General features: G+C 73.3%; 17 protein-coding genes. 7 read left to right on the top strand and 10 right to left on the bottom strand.

Annotated elements, in window-relative coordinates; all coding sequences use genetic code 11:
• The 7 genes from D450_RS0114765 to D450_RS0114735 form a co-directional block, all read right to left on the bottom strand.
• The coding region (locus D450_RS0114765) for a beta-ketoacyl [acyl carrier protein] synthase domain-containing protein (RefSeq protein WP_026128560.1) at nucleotides 1–1,164 on the bottom strand (1,164 nt) is incomplete at its 3' end.
• 613 nt (nucleotides 1,165–1,777) lie between these two features.
• The gene (locus D450_RS0114760; protein ID WP_017539435.1) at nucleotides 1,778–3,031 is read right to left on the bottom strand and encodes a styrene monooxygenase/indole monooxygenase family protein; all 1,254 of its coding nucleotides are present in this window, start codon (nucleotides 3,029–3,031) and stop codon (nucleotides 1,778–1,780) included.
• A gap of 92 nt (nucleotides 3,032–3,123) precedes the next feature.
• On the bottom strand, nucleotides 3,124–3,681 hold the full coding sequence (locus tag D450_RS0114755; RefSeq protein ID WP_017539434.1) for a GTP-binding protein: 558 nt from the start codon (nucleotides 3,679–3,681) through the stop codon (nucleotides 3,124–3,126).
• A 13-nt stretch (nucleotides 3,682–3,694) separates the two neighbouring features.
• A complete protein-coding gene (locus tag D450_RS30255; protein ID WP_017539433.1) occupies nucleotides 3,695–4,057 on the bottom strand; it encodes a DUF742 domain-containing protein in 363 nt (120 codons plus the stop codon).
• A gap of 51 nt (nucleotides 4,058–4,108) precedes the next feature.
• Nucleotides 4,109–4,534, bottom strand: coding sequence for a roadblock/LC7 domain-containing protein (locus D450_RS0114745; RefSeq protein ID WP_017539432.1), 426 nt, complete (start codon nucleotides 4,532–4,534; stop codon nucleotides 4,109–4,111).
• 70 nt (nucleotides 4,535–4,604) lie between these two features.
• The gene (locus D450_RS30250; RefSeq protein ID WP_152520840.1) at nucleotides 4,605–6,200 is read right to left on the bottom strand and encodes a sensor histidine kinase; all 1,596 of its coding nucleotides are present in this window, start codon (nucleotides 6,198–6,200) and stop codon (nucleotides 4,605–4,607) included.
• 595 nt (nucleotides 6,201–6,795) lie between these two features.
• A complete protein-coding gene (locus D450_RS0114735; protein ID WP_017539431.1) occupies nucleotides 6,796–8,349 on the bottom strand; it encodes a choice-of-anchor A family protein in 1,554 nt (517 codons plus the stop codon).
• Between the two features lie 284 nt (nucleotides 8,350–8,633).
• Here D450_RS0114735 and D450_RS0114730 point away from each other — a divergent pair, with 284 nt between their 5' ends.
• Nucleotides 8,634–9,911 (top strand): hypothetical protein, encoded by a 1,278-nt coding sequence (locus tag D450_RS0114730; RefSeq protein WP_017539430.1) that lies wholly within the window; start codon nucleotides 8,634–8,636, stop codon nucleotides 9,909–9,911.
• A gap of 47 nt (nucleotides 9,912–9,958) precedes the next feature.
• On the opposite strand, the gene D450_RS0114725 is transcribed toward D450_RS0114730, so the two are convergent.
• Nucleotides 9,959–11,935 (bottom strand): hypothetical protein, encoded by a 1,977-nt coding sequence (locus tag D450_RS0114725; RefSeq protein WP_017539429.1) that lies wholly within the window; start codon nucleotides 11,933–11,935, stop codon nucleotides 9,959–9,961.
• Between the two features lie 207 nt (nucleotides 11,936–12,142).
• Nucleotides 12,143–12,790, bottom strand: coding sequence for a TetR/AcrR family transcriptional regulator (locus tag D450_RS0114720; RefSeq protein ID WP_017539428.1), 648 nt, complete (start codon nucleotides 12,788–12,790; stop codon nucleotides 12,143–12,145).
• A gap of 171 nt (nucleotides 12,791–12,961) precedes the next feature.
• Here D450_RS0114720 and D450_RS0114715 point away from each other — a divergent pair, with 171 nt between their 5' ends.
• Entirely contained in the window at nucleotides 12,962–14,137 is a 1,176-nt protein-coding gene (locus D450_RS0114715) for an acyl-CoA dehydrogenase family protein (RefSeq protein WP_017539427.1), read from the top strand.
• Nucleotides 14,138–14,265: 128 nt separating this feature from the next.
• On the opposite strand, the gene D450_RS0114710 is transcribed toward D450_RS0114715, so the two are convergent.
• Nucleotides 14,266–14,643, bottom strand: coding sequence for an FKBP-type peptidyl-prolyl cis-trans isomerase (locus tag D450_RS0114710; protein ID WP_017539426.1), 378 nt, complete (start codon nucleotides 14,641–14,643; stop codon nucleotides 14,266–14,268).
• A 231-nt stretch (nucleotides 14,644–14,874) separates the two neighbouring features.
• Between D450_RS0114710 and D450_RS0114705 the strand changes: the two genes are divergently transcribed.
• From D450_RS0114705 to D450_RS0114685, 5 genes are all read left to right on the top strand, one after another.
• Complete coding sequence (locus tag D450_RS0114705) at nucleotides 14,875–15,252, top strand: PPOX class F420-dependent oxidoreductase (protein WP_017539425.1); 378 nt, start codon at nucleotides 14,875–14,877, stop codon at nucleotides 15,250–15,252.
• A gap of 180 nt (nucleotides 15,253–15,432) precedes the next feature.
• A complete protein-coding gene (locus D450_RS0114700) occupies nucleotides 15,433–16,647 on the top strand; it encodes a hypothetical protein (protein ID WP_017539424.1) in 1,215 nt (404 codons plus the stop codon).
• On the top strand, nucleotides 16,644–17,849 hold the full coding sequence (locus D450_RS0114695) for a toxic anion resistance protein (protein ID WP_017539423.1): 1,206 nt from the start codon (nucleotides 16,644–16,646) through the stop codon (nucleotides 17,847–17,849). Before D450_RS0114700 ends, D450_RS0114695 begins: the two co-directional genes overlap by 4 nt.
• Entirely contained in the window at nucleotides 17,846–19,516 is a 1,671-nt protein-coding gene (locus tag D450_RS0114690; protein WP_017539422.1) for a VWA domain-containing protein, read from the top strand. Before D450_RS0114695 ends, D450_RS0114690 begins: the two co-directional genes overlap by 4 nt.
• Nucleotides 19,503–19,978, top strand: a 476-nt coding sequence (locus D450_RS0114685) for a hypothetical protein (protein WP_193789668.1), incomplete at its 3' end; no start/stop codon positions are given. The genes D450_RS0114690 and D450_RS0114685, both read left to right, overlap by 14 nt.

Genomic DNA, 19,978 nt, shown 5'->3' with positions numbered 1-19,978 from the left:
CCCCCCCCCCCCCCCCCCGCCGTGGTTGAGCGTCGGCGCCAGTTCCCCCTCGGCCACCGCCAGCACCGTCGCGATCAGCCCGGCGATGCCCGCCGCCGCCTCCAGGTGCCCGATCGCGGCCTTGACCGAGCCGACCCGCAGCGGCTCGTCGCGGGGACGCCCCTGCCCGAAGACCGCCCCCAGCGCCTCGGCCTCGACCGGGTCGCCGACCGGGGTGCCGGTGCCGTGCAGCTCGACGTAGCGGACCTCGTGCGGGGCGATGCGGGCGTCGCGGCAGGCGCCGCGCAGCGCCTCCTCCTGGCCGTCGCGCCCCGGGACGGTCAGCCCCCGGGTCGCGCCGTCCCCGCTGACCGCCCCGCCGAGGATGACCGCGCGGATCCGGTCGCCGTCGGCCAGCGCCGCATCCAGCGTCTTGAGCAGGACGAGGCCGCCGCCCTCGCCGCGCACGTACCCGTCGGCGCCGGCGTCGAAGGGGCGGCAGCGGCCGCTCGGGGACAGCCCGCCCAGCCCCGCCTCGGCGGCGGCGCTCTCCGCGGACAGGTGCAGGTGCACCCCGCCGGCGAAGGCCGCCGTGCAGGCGCCCTCGCGCAGCGCGCGCACCGCCTCCACCACCGCGGTGAGCGAGGAGGACTGGCCGGTGTCGACCACCAGGCCCGGCCCGCGCAGCCCCAGGACGTAGGAGAGCCGGTTGGCGATCATGGTGCGCTGCAGCCCGGCCATCGTGTGGGCCGTGGGCGGGCCGCCCCGGGCGTGCCGCAGCAGCGCGTAGTCGTCCCCGAACGCCCCCGCGAAGACCCCGGTGGCCGTGGCCGAGAGGGCCGAGGCGGGGATGCGGGCGTCCTCCAGGGCCTCCCAGCCCAGCTCCAGCATCAGGCGCTGGCGGGGGTCGGTCTCGGCCGCCTCGCGCGGGGAGACCCCGAAGAAGTCGGCATCGAAGAGGTCGGGGCGGTCCACGAAGGCGCCGTGCTCCCCGGCCGGCCCCGCCGCCGGGTCCCCGGCGAACGGGCGGTCGCCGGGCACGCCGCCGACGGCGCTTCTCCCCTCGGCGAGCAGGCGCCGGAAGGCCGCGGGGCCGGGTGCCCCCGGGAAGCGGCAGGCCAGGCCCACGACCGCGATCGGGCGGGCCCGGCCTCCGGCGCCGCGGGTCGGGACCCCGGAGGACACGGCGCCCTCGGGGGCACCGGGGGCACCGGCCGTGGGAGGGACATCAGGGAAACGGGCACTCGAACGCATGGGAATCCACTCCGAGATCGCGCCGTCCAACAAGGGGGAAAGGGGACCGCCGGCGGCGGAGGCGAGGAGCGTGAGGGAGAGTGCCGGCGCCTCAGGCCAGGGAGGAGGCCTCCGGACGCCGGCACCGCTGTCGCGGCGGCGCGGATCTCCTCCGGGAGGCGGCAGCCGGGGGGCGGAAGTCGTGCCGGGCCATGGCGATCCTCACGGTCGAGCGGCCGGTCGGGGAAGGGGGTTCGGGCAGGACCCGAAAACCGTCAAAATATGCGATCCCCACAGACAGGCACACTTATCCCTTTCTCCTGACAATGGGGTGATCATAACTCCCTTGCATAAGCACGGCAATATGCACGATCATTTCGGACAGCGGACTCCGGAGGCGGACACGCAGGGAAACTCCTGGGACGAAAGTGACGCAAGCGCCTCCCGCACCACCGCCCCCGAAAGCGACGAACGGGCCCGGATGCCGCCGTTCCGGCATCCGGGCCCGCTTCGGTCCCCGCCCCGCCCCGGCGCCGCGCCCGTGCGGACGCTCCGGGGCCGTCGGCTACATGCGCGCGCGCATCGCGCGGATCTCCTCCAGCCACTTCCGGCCGCCCTGCTCGTCATAGAGCCAGGTGAAGAAGTCCGGCGGGTAGTTCCACCCCTTGAGCAGCCGGTCGCCCACCCCGGGGACTTCCGCCATCGCACCGAAGATCTCCTGTACCCAGTCCGGCAGGTCCTGGTCCCACATCGTCGACACCCATTCGGACCAGTGCTGGGCGGTCTGGCCGTACTCCCAGAAGGTCTCGAACGTCTGCTCCAGGAACGGACGGTCGAAGGGCTTGTCCCCGTGCGCGACGATGCTCTCCAGATAGCTCTTGGCGCACCGGGCCGAGTGGTTCCACCCCTGCAGCACGTATGGGTCCATGGAGATGACCACGTCGGAGATGCCCAGAACGAGGCCGCCGGAGGGGAGCACGCCCACGGGGTTGCGCACCTGGGGGCGGATCACCCCCGCGGTGGTGCTGTTGCCGTCCAGCAGCTCGGCGTCGCGGATCCGCTCGTAGTAGGGGTGGGCGTGGGTCCGCAGGCTCTCCTTCATCCACTCCAGCTGCTCGTCGGGGCGCGGGCGCACCGGCCAGCGGCTGACCCCGTCGCTGGGGCGCTCGCTCATGAACAGCGCGTGGCAGTGCCCCTCGCGGGTGAGGAAGGGCACGAGGAAGAAGCAGCCCAGCGCGGGCGCGGTGCCCGCCCACCCGATGCTCTCCTTCTCCCCCTCCTCGGGGGCGACGTCGTAGAGCAGCGCCTGGGCCATGCCGCGCTTGCGGGCCCCGCTGAAGCGGGAGTTGTCGTGGTCGAAGAGCGCGCCCAGCTCGCCGTGGCCCACCGCGACCACGATCAGGTCGAACATGCGGGAGAAGTAGTCCAGGTCGCTCACGGTGACCCCGTGGATGACGACCTTCCCGCCGCAGTCCTCGAAGTACTCCAGCCAGTCGGCGATCTTGACCCGCCGGTCCACCGCGATGGCATAGCCCTGCTCGAAGTGGCTGGGCATGATGGTGGGCGGCCCCCCGGGAGGGAAGAGGCCGATGTTGAACTTGTCGATCTGCGGCGACTGGGCGCTCCAGAAGTCCAGGTGCAGTTCGCGTTCGAGCTCCAGCGCGGTCGGCATGGTCAGCTGCGTGATCGCCGGCCGCCCGGTGCGGATCTCGATCGAGGTCTGCCCGGTGATCACGGTGACGTCGTAGCCGTTGTTCAGCAGCCCGTGGGCGAGCTGGAGACCCGAGTGCCCCGCCCCCACGATGAGGATCTTGCGCATTGACGTGATTTCCTTCTCCACGAGAGGTGGACGGCCGGGGGGCGGCGGTCGCGGCCCCGCCGCGCGGCACGGCGGGGCGGCCTGCCGGGGCGTCAGCCGACCGGCTCCGCCGCGGCGTTGGACTGCAGGGCGTACCGGAGCAGGGTCTTGAGCACCGCGCCGCCGGAGGTGCGGTCCCGGGCGTCGAAGTCGACGATGGGCACCTCCGGGCTCACCTCCAGCGCCTCGCGCACCTGCTCGGCGTCGAAGTCGAGACGGCCGTCGAACTTGTTCAGCGCCACGATGTAGGGGATGCGCCGGTTCGTCTCGAAGTAGTCGACCGCGTCGAAGCTGTCCGCGAGCCTGCGGCAGTCGACCACCACGACCGCGCCCACCGCGCCGCGGATCAGGTCGTCCCACATGAACCAGAACCGCGCCTGGCCCGGCGTGCCGAACATGTACATGATGAGCTGCTGGTCGACGGTGATCCTGCCGAAGTCCATCGCGACGGTGGTAGTCACCTTGGTCGGCGTCGCGGACAGGTCGTCGTGGTCGACGCTGGCCTCGGTCATGACCGCCTCGGTGGTCACCGGCGGGATCTCGCTGACGGAGCCGACGAGCGTGGTCTTGCCGGCACCGAACCCTCCGGCGACCACGATCTTCGTCGACATCTTCGTCCGGGCGTCACTGGAAAAGTCGTTCGAGACCACGGAGAGCCCTCTCCAGAACCTGGTTTTCCGACGGGCTGGAGCCCGTGATGGTGGGGTGGATGTACACGAGGCCCAGCTCGGCGAGGTCGCTGAGCAGGACCTGGGCGACCCCCAGCGGAATCTTCAGCTCGGCCGAGACCTCGGCCACCGAGCGCGTCTCCCGGCAGAGCAGGTAGATGTCCTGCGACTCGGGCATCAGGTTCTCGGGCGGGTCGTGGCCCGGGTCGCCGGTGGACACGAGCGTCTGCACCATGAGCGGATGCCGCGACCGGGTCCGCCCACCGGTGAAGGTGTAGGAACGGATTCGCGTACCGTCCCTGCGCCTGCGGTTGCTCATAACAGTGGCATCCTCTTCATGATCCGTGCCGAAATCGCCCTGGCCACCGCGTCAACTCCCGATCACCTCGCGGAGCTCGGTGCGCAGCTGGGGGGTGAGGACGTGCGCGACGCGCTCGACCAGGCGCGTCATCTCGTAGGCGACGACCTGCATCTGCGCACGCCGGTCGCTCAGCACCGCCAGGCACGACCCGTCGCTGATGGCCATCACGATCAGGTGTCCCTCGCGCATGCGCACGATCAGCGACTGGCACTCGCCCTTGTCGAAGAGCTTGGACCCGCCCAGGGCCAGGCTCTGCAGACCGCTGGCGATGGCGGCGAGCTGCTCGGCGTGCTCCCCGGGGAAGTCCCGGGAGGCGGTCAGCAGCAGGCCGTCCGAGGAGACGACGATCGCGTGCTCGGCCCCGTGGGTGTCGCGGACGAAATTGGAGACGAGGAAGGAGAAGTCCTCGGCGCTCACGGTCAACTGCTCGTTCATGGAAGTACCCGCCTCTTGTCAGCAGTGGTGTGGGATCCGTGCGGCGCGGGCCCGCCGGCCGGGCGCCCGTTCACTCCTGCTCCCGGCCGGCTGCTCGGCGCTCGCCTTCGAGGAAGCCGTCGAGCTCGTCGCGGATCTGGGCGGCCCTGTCCTCCACCGGGCCTTCGTCGCGGCGGCCGTGGCGCCCCTGGGCGGCGGCCCCGGAGGCGTTCGCGCCCCCTGCGGCGTTCGCGCCGTCCTCGGCGGCCAGGTCCTGGGCGATCTGCTGGAGCATCGCGGCCTTGGCGGGGTCGCGGTGGGCACTGCGGCGCGGGAGGCCGGCCTCGGTGACCGCGGACTGGGGCGGGGTCCCGGGCGGCGGCGCGGCCGGACGGGCGGTGTGCTGCGGCGGGCGGGGCGGCAGCGACGGCGTGTTGCGGCTGGCCGTCATGCCCTTGCCCCGCTCGGGCCGTGGGCCCTTGTCGGTGAGCAGGTTCGCGGGGACCACCGCGTAGGCGCTGACGCCGCGGAAGGCGCGCGCCTCCAGCTGGACGGTCAGGCCGTGCCGGTAGGCGATGCGGCTGGCGACGTACAGGCCCATGTGGCGCAGGGCGCGCTGGTCGAGCCGGGGCGGGCCGGAGAGCCGGGAGTTGAGGTCGCTGACCTCCTCGCGCGGCAGGCCCACCCCCTCGTCCTCCACGATGTACAGCAGGCCGCCGTCGGCCATCGGCTGGGCGCTGATCACGACCTGGGCGTGCTCGGGCGAGTGCTGGGTCGCGTTGTCCAGCAGTTCGGCGAGCAGGTGGCTGATGTCGTCGGCGGCGGTGCCCAGCACGAACCCGTTGGGCAGCCGGCCGACCTGGACCCGCGGGTAGTCCTTGATCTCGGAGATGGCCGCGCGGGCGACGTCGAGCACCGAGACCGGCTCCTCGTCGGGCTCGACCACGGGCTGGTCGGTCAGCAGCAGCAGGTTCTCGCTGTGCCGCCGCATCCGGGTGGCCAGGTTGTCGATCTCGAACAACCGGTCCATCAGGCTGGGGTCGTCGGCGGTGTCCTCCAGCTCCTCGACCGTGGCCAGCAGGGCGTCGACCAGGTTGAGGTCGCGCATCGCCATCCCGGCCACGAAGTCGGTCATGCGCACGGCGTCCTGGCGGACCGCCGTGGCGGTCCCGCCGCCGTTCACGGGCATCGGGCCCTGCGCGACGGGGACCTGCCGACCCTGCGACGGGCTCTGCGAGGGACGCAGCCCGCCGCCCTGGGCCCCGCCCGGGCCGCCGTTCGGCGGCGCCTGCGGACGCGCGTAGGCGCCGGTGCCCGCGGCCCCCGGGGCCGGTCCGGCACCGGAGTAGGGGCCGGGGGCCGCGCCGGGGTAGGGCTGCTGCGCCGGGTCGGCCGCGCCGGGGGCACCGGGGGCAGAGGGCTCGGGCGTGAAGGCGGCGGCCCACTCGGCGGCCTCGGCCGGAGCGCTCTGGGGCGGCCATGCGTCCGGAAGCCGCTGTGTCCGGGTCTGCTGGGTCTGCTGTGCGCCCGGGGCGGGCTGGTCGCGGGCGGCGGGCGCCTGCTGTTCGTACTGCTCGGCGGCGGGATCGGTCACCGGGTCCGGGTCCCTGCGGGCCAGGCCCATGCGGGCCATGAGCCGGCGGAACCGTCCGGGCTGCCTGTGGCGTGCGTTCTCGTTCGTCATCATGTGCGTTAACGGGTTGCCATCGCGACCTGGCGGTGACGGCGCGTCTGCCACAACACGTCTCCTCAATCAGGTGGGGCGAGCTACGGCCGCGGGGTCGCCCGTCGCGCTCATCGGGGGCGAGCGCAGCGGCACCGCGGGTGGAACCGACCGGGACGGAATGGGACGCTTCGGCCATTCCACCCCGTTGGGGAAAGCGGCCTCCGATCACAGGGGATAAATTCGCACACCGAAGTCGAGGTTTCGGTCGAACCATACGCTGTTCGACCGATTCGATGGCCCACGATAGCAAGCACGACACGCCCGCATCAGGAAAACGGCGAGAATCCAGAGAACTCGCAAACGCCCAGCACACAGCGGCTGCGGACGCGGACTGGGGCCGCTCGGTGCCGCTTCGCACCATTCTCCCGGAAGCACCCCGTTGCATTCGGGCACGGCCGCACTCCTACTAAGCTGATTAGCAATTCACACACCCGACCTTCGCGGCGAAACCACCGCGATCCGGACAGAAAAACCCGCCCCGGCCGGAAATTCCGGCCAGGGCGGGTGCGCGGGTGCAGACGGGGCGCGGCCCCGGGGCCGCGCCCCGTTCGGCGTCTTAGCCGGGGCCCTCTCCGTCGGCCCGCCGCCTCCAGGACGCGTAGACGGCCAGCCCGCCGAGGGCGAGCAGGACCAGCGCGGCCGCGACGAGTCCGGCGATCTCTGGCCCGGTCAGCGGAAGTCCGCCGCGGTCGGGCGCGGGCGCGTCGTCCCCGGCGTCCCCGCCCCCGCCGTCGGGCCCTGGCGTGGGCCCGTCCGTGGGCCCATCCGTGGGTTCCGGCGAGTCGGTGGGCTCGGGCGTCGGCTCGTCAGTCGGCTCCGGCGATTCCGTGGGCTCCGGCGACCCGGTCGGCTCAGGCGTCGGCGTCGGAGAGTCCGTGGGCTCAGGCGTCGGAGTCGGTTCCGGAGAAGGCGACGGTTCCGGCGAAGGGCTCGGCTCAGGAGACGGACTCGGCGTCGGCTCCGGGGACGGCGTCGGACTGACGCTCGGACTGGGACTCGGCGTCGGGGTCGGCGTCGGCTCGATGCCCCTGCAGTCCGGCAAGTCGCCGTTGAACGGGTAGGCGTGCAGCTCCTGGCCGCCGCTCCCGCCGTCGGACTCGTGGGACAGGGTCCCCGTCGTGAAGAAGCGCCCGTTGGTCCCCGGCAGGGACAGGCGGGTCGTACTGCCCGGCTCACCGACCAGGACGCTGCCCTGGAGCTGGCCGGTGCCCTTCAGGTTCACCTCGGTGGCGTCGGGGAAGTTCCACAGGATCCTCTCCCGCAGGCCGTCCGGCAGCTCGCCCATGTACGTGTTGATGGTGCGCCGGTCGCCGGTCACGTTGATGAGCACCGTGGCGTCGGTCGGGATGTCCACGAACGAGAAGCCCTGCTGGCCGCCGCCCGTGTTCGTCAGGTCGAAGTCGACGTTGAAGACCTGGAGCGAGGAGGTGCCGTCGCCGGTGAAGACGGTCGTGTGCCCCTGGTTGACCGCGGTCCCGGTGGCCTCGCGCTGCTCGCCTTGCGGATAGGCGTAGCAGTCGCTGGCCGCCGCCAGTTCGGAACGCAGGTCGGCGTACGGGGCCGCCGCGTCGGGGTCGTGCACCCCCTCGGGGATGACCGTCCCCTGGAGCTCTCCGCCGTAGCGGACGACACCGTGGACGTCCCCCTCCTCGGCCAGGACCCGCTGGCCGTCTGCGACGGTGATGTTCCCGCCCACAGTGAGGAAGTCGGTCCCGTCGCCGGGCGGCACCCGCGATCCGACACCGGCCACGCCGACGTTGTAGATCTTGGAGGCGCCCTCGCGCTTGTTCATGTCGAAGTCGCCGAGGACGACGACCTTGCCCTCGGCCTCGGCGGCGCCCTCCCGGACGAGCATGTCGCCGCCGACGAAGACGTTGATCCCGTTGTCACGGCCGGCGATCGGCCCGTTGTTGACCTCGGGGTACGGGTCCGGGCAGTCCCCCGGGACACAGGGCCCGAGCCCGCCCGGCAGGGTCGCGGCGACACTGGAGAGCGCGAGGGCCCCCGCGAGCACGGCGGCCCCGGCGGCCCCCGTCCCCAGGAGGACCACGGCACGCCGCCCGGTCGACCGCCGCTTCCGGTCACTCGCGACGTCGAGGTTGGTTCCCATACACTAAGCGTCACATTCACCACGAAGAGTAATCGCGACCAGCAACGCGGCGCCGGGTAAATACTTGCCCATCACTCGGCCCGCTCCCCTCACCCCGGCCTCGTCGATCCTCCTGGCGCCCCCAGAGGGACGCGCTTCCACTGGGACCGACCGGAGCACTCTCTGCCCTGGCGGCCGCAGCCATCAGGCAGCTGCCAGCCGCCCTATGAGGGCGATTGCGACGGGGAGCCGCGGTCACTCGGTGAGTAGGCTCCCACTAACGGAAAGCCCGGGAGGCCGCGCCCATGGCCGAAGACGACGCCTCGCACGTGACGAACACGGTTTCCGAGAACCACGGGACCGCGTTCTTGATCGGGAACGTCTACGGGTCGGTCGTCCTGCCCCGGCGGGGTGGGCGTCTGGCCGCCGTCATCGCCGTGGTCGTGCTGGGCGTCGCGGTCGTCCACGGGATCGTGCTCGCCCGCTATGCCGAGTTCTACCGGGCCCTCGGGGTGGGACTCGGCGAGGTGCCGGTCGGGTACGGCGAGTTCGTCGCCGCGACCGCCGAGACGACGCTCTTGGCCACAGCCGTCCTGGTGGTGCTCATCGTCGGCTACGCCACGGGGGCGGCGCTCGTCCCCTCCTCGCCTTCCCCTGAGCTCGCCGTCCCGGCGGCGGCGCTGGCGACGGTCGTCTATGCGGCCTGCCTGGTCGCGTCGGCCTACGGGGCGGCTTACGCCGCGCTCCTGCCGTGGCTGCCCGCCGGCGCTCCCGACCTGGCGGCGACGCTGGTGGTGGCGGTCGTCGGGGTGGGGTGGCTGGGCACCGCGGCCCGTCTGATCAGTGGCGAGAGCACCTATGCCTACCTCCTCGGGGTCCTGGTCGGCGCCGCAGCAGTGGCGGGCGCGGCCGCGCCCGCGGTCGCCCTGAGGGCGTGGCTGCTCCCTCAACCGTGGCCCCTGCTCGTCTTCCTCGCGGGGAGCGCGGCGCTCGTCCTCGCCCTGCGGCGCTGGTACCGCCGGAAGGCCCGGGCGGATGCCGCAGACGACGCGCACGACGGCGGGCCCGAGGCGCCGGTCCGCCCCCGCGACCTGCTCACCCGGCTTCGGCACGACCTGGTGCCCTTCTCCGACCCGCGCGACCTGGAGTCGCGCGTGCCGGGGGCGCAGGCGCGCAGGACCGCGGTGGTGTTCCTGGTCGCCTCGGGGCTGGCGGGCCTCATCGCGCTGGCCGGCTACCTGGTGGCCGTCGGGAGCGCGATCGATGCGGGGATGGCCGTCCGTGAGTACGGCTACCTGCCGCCGGAGCGGTCGGCCCTGGCTCTGCCGCGGACGGTCCGCCCGGTGGAGGTGGCCCCGGCGGGCACCGACGCCGACCCTGCGGGCATCTGTGCGGGCCCTGAGCGCGCGGCGACCCTGATCGGCCGGAGCGACGGCACCGCGTGGCTGCTGCTGCGCCCGCTGGAAGAGGACCGGGCCGCCCCTGAGGTGGTGCCGGTGTCGACCACCGAGTACACCGTCCGCCTCCACCCGGACACCGCCCTGGGCAAGGACCCCTGGACTCGTCAGGTGTGCGGTCAGTGAAGAGGCGCTCGCCTCGGGGGGGGACAGTGGTCGCGGTCCGGACCGGCTTATCCAGGTCGTTCAGACTCCGGATCGCCGAAGACCTGGTGCGCGGCACCGTGGATCCAGCGCTGAAGGGAGACGACGTCCATGTCGTGGTCGTCCTGACCAGCCTCATCGCACCATTGGTAGACCATCCTGTTCGCTGTGACGATCCTCCGGTTCATGGACTCCTCGCTCCCGTCCGGTGCCCCGGCGACTGCGCTGACCATGATCGTGGCGGCGACGTTCCCCACGTCGTCCCTTCTCAGGTAGCGGGGGAGCCACACGTCGGCGGCCTTGGCGAGGCTCGCCTTGCACGCCTGGTCGAAGAGCACTTTCCACGCTCGGACCGTCTCCTGCCCCAAGCGCCACCCCTCCGCCTCGTCCGAGGCCGCGCAGGTCTCCATGAGCAGGGCCGGGGTCCCGTCCTCGGCCCTGGAGAGCATGGCCGCCAAGGTCTCACAGGCAAGGGAGGCGCGGCTCCCCGACTCGGATTCCGTCCAGTCCTCGAGTTCATCGATGACCTCTTCCCGCATCCCTGAGCGGGCCAGTTCTTCGAGGGCATCGATGACCGATCGGCGGACCGCCTCGGCCTCCGAGGCCGCCAGCCATCTCAGCCTCAACAGCGCCGAACTCGGAATGACCTTCCCGTACTCGGCGCACACCCGCGCGGCCACCGTCGACTGCTGGATGGTCGGCCGCCTCTGTGCAATGTCGTAGACCCTACGGCGGATCCTTTTTCCGAAATCGGGGGCGGAGGCGACCAGTGCACCGAAACGGGTTGCGGCCGCGGACGTCTGCGTGGTCCTCGACAAGGCGTTGAACAGGTTGTTCGCTGTCTCGTCGTCCCCGTTCCGCATGAGAAGGTCGGCCCACCGCTCGGCGGCTTCCCTTCCGTGGCCGTCGGAGGATTCCGCGATCGACCGGATGCTCCATTCGACAAGGCGGTCCCGGAGCCGCGGATGCTCCTGCCAGACGTAGTCGAGCACGGCGCTGTCGTATTCGACCTTCTGGAACCTCAGGCGGCCACTGCCGTCGCGCACGGCCCCGATGCTCTTCAGAGCCTCGTCGACCCCGGGCCCGACGAGGCCGCCCGCGTCACCCGGCGGCAGTCCGAGCATCCCGGCGAGGCGGTCCGCAGAGACGAGCACCTCCACAGCGTCGCGCCCGGAGAGCAGCGCCCCGGCGATCAGCAGCACGCGGGGCCAGGCGCCGTCCTCCCCCTGCTTGTTCCCGAACCAGTCCTCCAGCTCCTGCCGCCAGTTGCGGAAGGCATGCAGCGCCGCGTCGATCCACTTCTCCTGCCCGGCCTCCGCTCCGGAGGTCTCCAGCGCCATGCGCGCCAGGCGCACGGCGTCGGCGGGCAGGGCCTCGGCCATCGCCCCGCGGACCTCGCCGTTCGCGAGCCAGGCCGACAGCCGTTCTCCACCGACGAGGAGCCGGAAGTGGGCGGCGAACACGTCCATCGCGGGCGGGCGCACGACGGTGAAATCACTCCCCGGCGGGAGCTCGGCCCCGTGCCGCCCCGGGCCGAGGACGACCGCCGTTCCGGCCCCGGCCGAACGCGCCCGCGCGCCGAACTCCAGGACGTCGTGGAGCAGCCCGAGGTCCGCGGTCCCGTGGCCGGAGAGGTCGATCAGGTACCCGTCGCCCGCGTCGATCCGGATTCCCTTGAGCCGCCGCCCCTCCCGCCCCTCGGGGTCGAGGACCAGCCGGTGCACCCGCAGGCCGGCCGAGGCGAGCAGCGCGACGGCCGCCACCGTCCTGCCGCTCCCCGGTTCACCGAGGAGGAACACGGTTCTTCTGCCGGCCTCGCCCCGGAACCGCGAACGGAAATCCGCGAACTTCTCGGGTTCGGCGGGAACGAACGCCCGCCTCAGGTATTCCTGGTACTCCGGAGGCACCCTCTGGGCCTCGGCTCCGGGCTCTCCCATGTACAGATGGATTCCGCCGTAGATCGCCCCGGCCTGCAGCAGGGTCGATATGAACCCGGGGTTCTCCACGTGGTTCTCAGTTGCGGTGCCGTGCGGCCGGTCATCCAATGCGCCCTCCGGCAACGAGGTCACACGCTCGGAAACGCCCGATCGTACCAATCGCCTCGGGAACGCCTTCGCCCGTAGGCCGGTGCCGAGGTCCGCGGAGCGGGCATCGTGCCAGTCTCCGCACGGACGTCCCCGCCACTACAAAGCGCGTTTCGCCGGGCAGGCCCTTCACACATGGTCGTCCGGCCGCACCCGCACCTTCTCGAAGGTGGCCTCCAGGCCCGCCAGGAAGGCCTCCAGGGCCAGTTCGAAGCTGTCCTCGTCGATCTCGGCGGCGTGCTCGGCGAGCTTGTGGGCCTGGAACAGGTTGGGGTAGCGGTCCCGGTAGACCTGGACGTCGTCGTCGAAGCCGCGGGCGAAGGAGTTGATCGCGCCGCCGACCACCAGGTACTTCGTCGAGGCGCCGATCATCGTGGCGTGCCGGGGCGGCCCCCCCGCCGCCACGAGGCCGCCGTGGACCGCGTCCGCCCGGCGCAGGGCCTCCTCGCGGCGGCCGGGCCCCACCGCGATGACCGGGACGAGGTTGGGGTGGGCCGCCAGGGCCCGGCGGTAGGAGCGCGCCCACACGGTCAGCCCGCACCGCCAGTCGCCCTGCTCGAAACCGGACACGTCCACGCCCGCCATGATCTCGTTGGCGATGTCGGCCAGCAGCTCGTCCTTGGTCCGGTAGTGGCTGTACAGGGACGCCGCCTGCACCTCCAGTTCCTGGGCGAGCTTGCGCATGGACAGCCCTTCGAGGCCGTCGCGGTCCACCAGCCCCAGCGCGGCGGTGCGGATGCCCTGGCGGGTCAGGAGCGGGGTCTTCGGGCGGGCCACTGCTCGTCCTCTCGGTCGTCGCGCGGGTCCGGCCCGCGGTGTTCGGGTGTCGAACGATCCTGCCATGCCCCGCGCGTTCCGCGCGGACGGCGCCGCCCCCTTGCGGTCCGGCGGCAGGGCGGTCTACGGTCGAGTAACCGAACACCGTTAGGTTGAGAATGGAGCACGGGAATGGTGGACTTCGCCCTCACCGATGAGCAGAAGGGCGTTCGCGACTGGGTCCGCACCTTCGTCGAGCGCGAGCTCATGCCCCTGGAGAACGAGGTGCTGCGCCGCGAGCGGGCGGGCGCCGCCCCCGGGCTCACCGCCGAGGAGAACCGCGAGCTGCGCGCGCTCGCCCGCAAGTCCGACTTCTGGGGCGTGCAGACGCCGCCCGAGTACGGCGGCATGGGGCTGGACGCGGTCACCGCCGCCCTCATCGAGTCCGAGCTCGGCCGGACCTTCGTGACCTTCAAGTTCGGCGGCGAGGCCGACAACATCCTCTTCCACGCCGACGAGGAGCAGCGCAAGCGCTACCTGGTGCCCACCATCGAGGGCGAGCGCAAGTCCTGCTTCGCCATCACCGAGCCGGGGGCCGGCTCCGACGCCAAGAACATCCGCACCCGGGCCGTGCGCGACGGCGACTCCTGGGTGATCAACGGTGAGAAGACCTTCATCACCGGCGGCCACGAGGCCGACTTCGCGCTGGTCTTCGCCGTCACCGACCCCGAGAAGGGCGCCGACGGCGGTGTCACCTGCTTCATCGCCGACCGCGAGATGGGCTGGACCTCCGAGCCCATCGACACGATGGGCGAGCGCCGCCCCGCCTCCCTGGTCTTCGAGGACGTGCGCGTCCCGCACAGCAACATCCTCGGCGAGGAGGGCAACGGCTTCCGCCTGGCCATGCAGTGGATCGGCAAGGGCCGCTACCTGCTGCCCGCACGCGCCATCGGGGCCTGCGAGCGCCTGCTGGACATGGCGGTCCGCTACGCCAAGGAGCGCACCACCTTCGGCGCCCCCATCGCCGACCGCCAGGCCATCCAGTGGATGATCGCCGACTCGGAGGTGGAGATCGAGGCGCTGCGCCTGCTGGTGCTCCAGGCGGCCTGGCAGGTCGACAGCGGCGCCGACTCGCGGCACGCCCAGTCCATCGCCAAGCTCTACGGGGGCCAGAAGGCCAACGAGATCGTCGACCGGGTCATGCAGATCCACGGCGGCATGGGCTACACCCGCGAGCTGCCGATCGAGCGCTGGTACCGCGACCTGCGGCTGCTGCGGATCTACGAGGGCACCGACGAGATCCAGCGCCGCACGATCGCCCGCGACCTGCTGACGGGCCGTGTGAAGGTCGGCGCCTCGCTCGGGTGAGCCCGCCCGGTCCGCTCCCGAGAGCGGTCCGCCCCCCGGCAGGAGGGGCCCGAAATGCGGACGGGGCCTCCCGAGCGGGGAGGCCCCGTCCTTCGTTCTCCCCGGCGCCCGGGGACGGCCGGTCCGCGTCAGCCGACCTCGACCAGGTCGATCACGAAGACCAGGGTCTCGTTCGGCTTGATGACGCCGCCGGCANCCCCGCGCCTGCCGTAGGCCAGGTGCGGCGGGATGACGAGCTTGCGGCGGCCGCCGACGCGCATGCCCAGCACGCCCTGGTCCCAGCCGGGGATGACCTGGCCGCCGCCGAGCGTGAAGCGCAGCGGCTCCCCGCGGTTCCAGGAGGCGTCGAACTCCTCCCCCGTGGAGTGGGAGACGCCCACGTAGTGCATGGCGAGCTTGGAGCCGTGGCCGGCCTGCGCCCCCTCGCCGATGGTGATGTCCTCCACCTGCAGGTCGGCGGGCGGCGGGCCGTCGATGAAGTCGATCTCGGGACGCTCCAGCGCCATGGGTGTCCTCCCCTTATGCGTTCTCGGCAACGGCTCCCCAGGCTAGCGGCGCCCGACACCGCTCGGCACCGGCAGCGCGCGCCGCCCGGCACCGGCGCCGCGCCCCTCCCGGCCGGTCCCGGCCGCCTCCGGGATGCGGCCCGGGAGGGCCCTTTCGGCGGCCGCGGGTGCGGGTATTCGGGAAGAGCGACGGTTCCTCCCCGCATCCCCGACGATCGGAAGGACACCCCCATGGCCGAACTGACCGGCGCCCAACGCGCCTACCTCGAGACCCAGCGCCTGGGCCGCATGGCCACCGCCGACCCGGAAGGCCAGCCGCAGGCCAACCCCGTGGGCTTCTTCCTTCAGGACGACGGGACCGTGCTGGTCGGCGGCCGGAACATGGGCGCCTCGAAGAAGTGGCGCAACCTCCAGAGCAACCCCAAGGTCTCCATCGTCATCGACGACGTCGTGAGCGTGTCCCCCTGGGAGGTCCGCGCCGTCGAGATCCGCGGCACCGCCGAACTCCTCGTCGGCGGCCACCCCCTGGCCGAGAGCTTCGGCCCGGAGGCCGTCCGCATCCACCCGCGGAAGATCCTCAGCTGGGGCCTGGAGGACACGGAGGCCTGAAGATCCGCCCCCGTCGCCCCTTGATCCCCGACGGGCGGGCGATTCGACACGGTCCCGTCACCGTCCCGCCAACGGAGCGCCACCCCGGCGACGGGGCCCCGTCCGACAATCGGCGCGCGGGGAGCGCGGTCCCCCGGGCCGCCGGAGGGCGGTCCACGCGTCCCCTGTGACGGGAGGGGCATGCGGCGGATCAGCGCACTGGCGGTGTCGGCCCTGCTCGTCGCCGGGGTCCTCGCCGCGGTCGCGTGGAACCTCGCCGGCCCCGAGCCCCGGCGCGTCACCGGCGTCATCGGCTCGGAGAAGGCCGACTTCTTCGCCGACCCCGAGGTGGCCGAACGCTTCGCCGACCTCGGCTACACGGTGGAGGTGCGCACCCGGGGCTCGCGCGCCATCGCCCGCTCCGACCTGGACGGCGCCGACTTCGGCTTCCCGAGCAGCGACCCCTCGGCCGAGGCCTTCCAGCGCGAGCACGGCACCGACCGCGAGTACCGCCCCTTCTACTCCCCCATGGTCGTGCTCGGCCACCGCCCGGTCGCCGAGGCGCTGCGGGAGGCGGGCGCGGCCACCGAGGAGGACGACGGCACCTGGACCCTCGACATGGCCGCCTACCTCCACCTGACCAGGGACCGCACGCGCTGGCGCGACCTGCCCGGCGGCGGCTACGACGGCGCCGGGCGCGGTGAGCTCCTCATCCGCACCACCGATCCGCGCACCTCCAACTCCGCCGCCATGTACCTGGCCGTCGTGAGCTACCTCCTCAACGGCGAGGAGGTCGTGCAGGAGCCGCCCGGCGGGGAGGCCGGCGAGCACATCGCCCGCCTGTTCCTGGCCCAGGGCGCCCCGCCGGAGAGCTCCAAGCAGCCCTTCGACCAGTACGCCGCGCTCGGCGCCGGCCACACCCCGCTGCTGTGGGCCTATGAGGCCCAGTACGCCGGCGCCCGCGGCCCCGGCGGTGCCGAGGGGGCGGAGGAGGGCGGCGCCGGCGGCCTGCCCGACGGGGCGGTCGTCATGTACCCGGCGCCCACCACCGTCTCCAACCACACCGTGCTCCCCCTCACCGCCGCCGGGGACGAGGTCGGCCGCCTGCTCACCGAGGACCCCGAGCTGCAGCGGCTCGCCGCCGGGCACGGCTTCCGCACCTCTGACGCCGACCGGTTCACCGCCGCCGCCCGCGACGCCGGCCGCCCGGTGCGCGCGCAAGTCGGCGACGTCGTCAACGCCCCGGCCTACGAGGTGGTCGAGGGCATGATCACCCGCCTGGAGCAGGCCTACGCCGACGGGGGCCTTCCCGAACCGGCCGATGAGCGCGGCGACCCCCGGGACGGCGGGGCCGCGCCCGCGCGGCCCCCGGGCGCGCCCCCGGCACGGCCCGACCCGACCACGGAGTCCGCATGAGCCAGGACCGGCCCGCACCGCTCACCCCGCCCGGAGACGACCCCCCGGTGCTCACCCCGCCCGAACCGGTGCCCCCGGTGCGCCCCGAGCACGCCGGCGCACTGGTCCCCGTCGACGACGCCAAACGCGCCGAGCTGCGCGAGCGCGCCGAGGACTACGTGCGCGGACTGGCCGGCCTCGACCCCCGCTCTCCGGAGTTCGCCTCACGCACCGCCGGCATCACCTCCCTCGGCGAGGACGAGCTGCGCTCCTCAGCCCAGGCCGCGAACCGCATGCTCACGCGCTCGGTCAGCGCCCTGGCCGGCGCCGAGGGGGAGGGCGCCGACGCCCAGAAGCGGGTCGGCGGCGGGCTGCTGGAGCTGCGGCGGACCGTCGAGGACCTCGACCCCGGGGACGTCCGGCGGTCCACGGGCCGCAGGCTGCTGGCCTTCCTGCCCTTCGGCTCCCCGTTGCGCGACTTCGTCAACAGGTACAAGGGCGCCGACGCGCACATCGACCGCATCGTCGCGTCCCTGCGCTCGGGCCAGGACGAGCTGCGGCGCGACAACGCCGCCCTGCAGAACGAGCGGGAGCGGCTCTGGGAGACGATGGGCCGCCTCCAGGAGTACGCGGTGCTGGCCGAGGCGCTGGACGGGGCGGCCGCGCAGCGCATCGCGGAGGTCGCGGCCGAGGACCCCGAGGCCGCCTCCCGGCTCCGCGCGGACGTGCTCTTCCCGGTCCGCCGCCGCCACCAGGACCTGCTCACCCAGCTGGCGGTGTGCGCACAGGGCTACCTGGCCCTGGACACCGTGCGGCGCGGCAACGACGAGCTGATCGCGGGCGTGGAGCGGGCGGCGGCCACCACCGTCTCGGCGCTGCGGGTGGCCGTGACCACCGCGCAGGCGCTGGCGAACCAGAAGCGGGTCGTCGAGCAGGTGGACGCGCTGCGCGGGACCACCGAGGACATCATCGCAGCCAACGCCGACATGCTGTCCGGGCAGAGCCGGGACGTCCAGCGCATCGCCGCCGACCCGGCGGTGGGCGTGGAGACGCTGCGCTCCTCCTTCCGCAGCATCTACGCCTCGATCGACCGCATCGACGCGTTCAAGGAGCAGGCGGTGGAGAACATGGCCGCCACGGTCGAAGCCCTGCGCACCGAGCTGGAGGGCGCCGGGGACCACCTGGCCCGCTCGCGCACGCGCGACGGAGGTGAGGGCCGGTGAGGCGCCCGCCGCACCGCGCGGGCGCCGGTGTGCGCGCCGCCGCGGCCGCCGCCGTCCTGGTGCTCGCCGCCGCCGGGTGCCCGGCCGGCGGGGAGGGCTCCGGGGCGCCCGGGGCGGGCGAGCTGCGGGTGCTGGCCGGCAGCGAGCTCGCCGACATGGAGCCGCTGCTGGAGCGCGCCGCCGAAGAGACCGGCGTGGAGGTGCGCATGGAGTACACCGGAACCCTGGACGGGGTCGAGCAGATCGTCGCCGGCGACGCGGAGGACCGCTACGACGCGGTCTGGTTCTCCTCCAACCGCTACCTGAACCTGCGCCCGGAGGGGCGCGGGGCGCTCCGCCGCGAGGTGCCGGTCATGGCCTCGCCGGTGCTGCTCGGGGTCGGCCCGGACCGGGCGCGGGAGCTGGGCTGGGACGTCGGGGACGGCTCCGTCACCGGGGTCGCCTGGTCCGACATCGCCCGGGCGGTGGACGGGGACGGCCTCGACTACGCCATGACCTCCCCCGCCGCCTCCAACTCCGGGTTCTCCGCCCTGGTCGGGGTGGCCGCGGCGCTGGCCGACACGGGCGCGGCCCTGGAACCCGCCGACATCGACGGCGTGACCGGGGAGCTGGCCGGCTTCTTCGCCGGGCAGACCTTCACCGCGGGCTCCTCCGGCTGGCTGGCCGAGGAGTACGTCGACCGGAGGCAGGACCCGGGCGACCGGCCCGCCCCGGACGCGATGATCAACTACGAGTCGGTCCTGATGTCGCTGGAGGAGGACGGGGTCCCCGGCGGCCTGGTACCGGTCCACCCCTCCGACGGCGCGGTGACCGCGGACTACCCGCTGTCCCTGCTGGAGTCCGCGGACGAGGACGCGGGCCGGGACTACGGCGCGCTGGTGGAGCACCTGCTGTCGGCGCCGGTCCAGGAGGAGATCGCGGCCACGACCCACCGCAGGCCGATGGAGCCGGGGGCCGTGCCCGAGGAGGCGCGCGGCTCCTTCCCCCCGCTCCCGGAACTGCCCTTCCCCGCCACCGCCGAGTCGGCGGACGCCCTGGTCGCGGCCTACTACGACCGGATCCGCCGCCCCGCGCGCACGGTGTACCTGCTGGACGTGTCCTCGTCCATGGCCGGGGAGCGCATCGCGGGGCTGCGGGAGGCGGTGCACACCCTGACCGGCGGCGACGCCGACTCGATCGCCGGGCGCTTCCAGCGCTTCTACGGCCGCGAGCGGGTCACCGTGCTGCCGTTCGCCTCCGGCACCCGCCGGGAGCGGACGTTCACGGTCCCCGAGGAGGACCCGGAACCGGTCCTGGGGGATATCCGCGCCCACGTCGACGGCCTGCAACCCGAGGGCGGCACGGCCGGGTACGACGCGCTCGCCGAGGCCTACGCCCTGCTGGAGCGGGAGGACACCGGGGAGGGGTTCGCCTCGATCGTGCTGATGACCGACGGCGAGATCAACAGCGGCATGGACTTCGACGGCTTCACCGACGCCCACGCCGGCCTGCCGGCCGGGCTGCGCGGGGTACCGGTCTTCCCGGTGGTGTTCGGCGAGTCCGACCCCGGTGAGATGGAGGATCTGGCGGAGCTGACCGGCGGGCGGAGCTTCGACGCGCGCGGAGGAGGGGACGGGGACGGCGCCGCCCTCGACGAGGCCTTCCGGGAGATCCGTGGGTACCAGTAGCGGGGCCGGGGGATGGCCGGCGGCCGCGCTGCGCTATCTGATGTCGCTGCGGAACCTGTCGGGCGCCGCGGCCGGCCTGGTGGGCGTGGTGGTCGCGTTCGCCGGGGTGTTCGGGGCGTACTGGCCGCTGGCGGTGGCCGCGCTGTACACGGCCGGTGCGCTGGCCGCGCCGCCGGAGCGGGTGCGCCTGGGCGGCGCGGGCGCCGGGCGCACGCCCCGGGACCTGCGCCGCGACCTGGCGGCGCTGGCCGAAGGGGTGGAGCGGCGCCGGAGCCGCCTGCCCGGCGCGGCGTCCGAGCGGTTCGACCGGCTCCGGGCCAAGCTGGCGGACCTGCTCCGCCTCGACGCCGATCTGAGGACCGACCCCGACACCGCCTATGAGCTGGAGCGGGTGGTGCGCACGGACCTGCCCGAGGCGGTGGAGGCGTACCTGAACCTGCCGTGGCGGTTCGCCGCCGGGCG

Source organism: Nocardiopsis halophila DSM 44494 (assembly GCF_000341245.1).
In the GTDB taxonomy this organism is placed as follows: domain Bacteria; phylum Actinomycetota; class Actinomycetes; order Streptosporangiales; family Streptosporangiaceae; genus Nocardiopsis_A; species Nocardiopsis_A halophila.
Note: the sequence above shows the minus strand (reverse complement) of the source record. Positions and strands in the feature narration are given on the sequence as shown.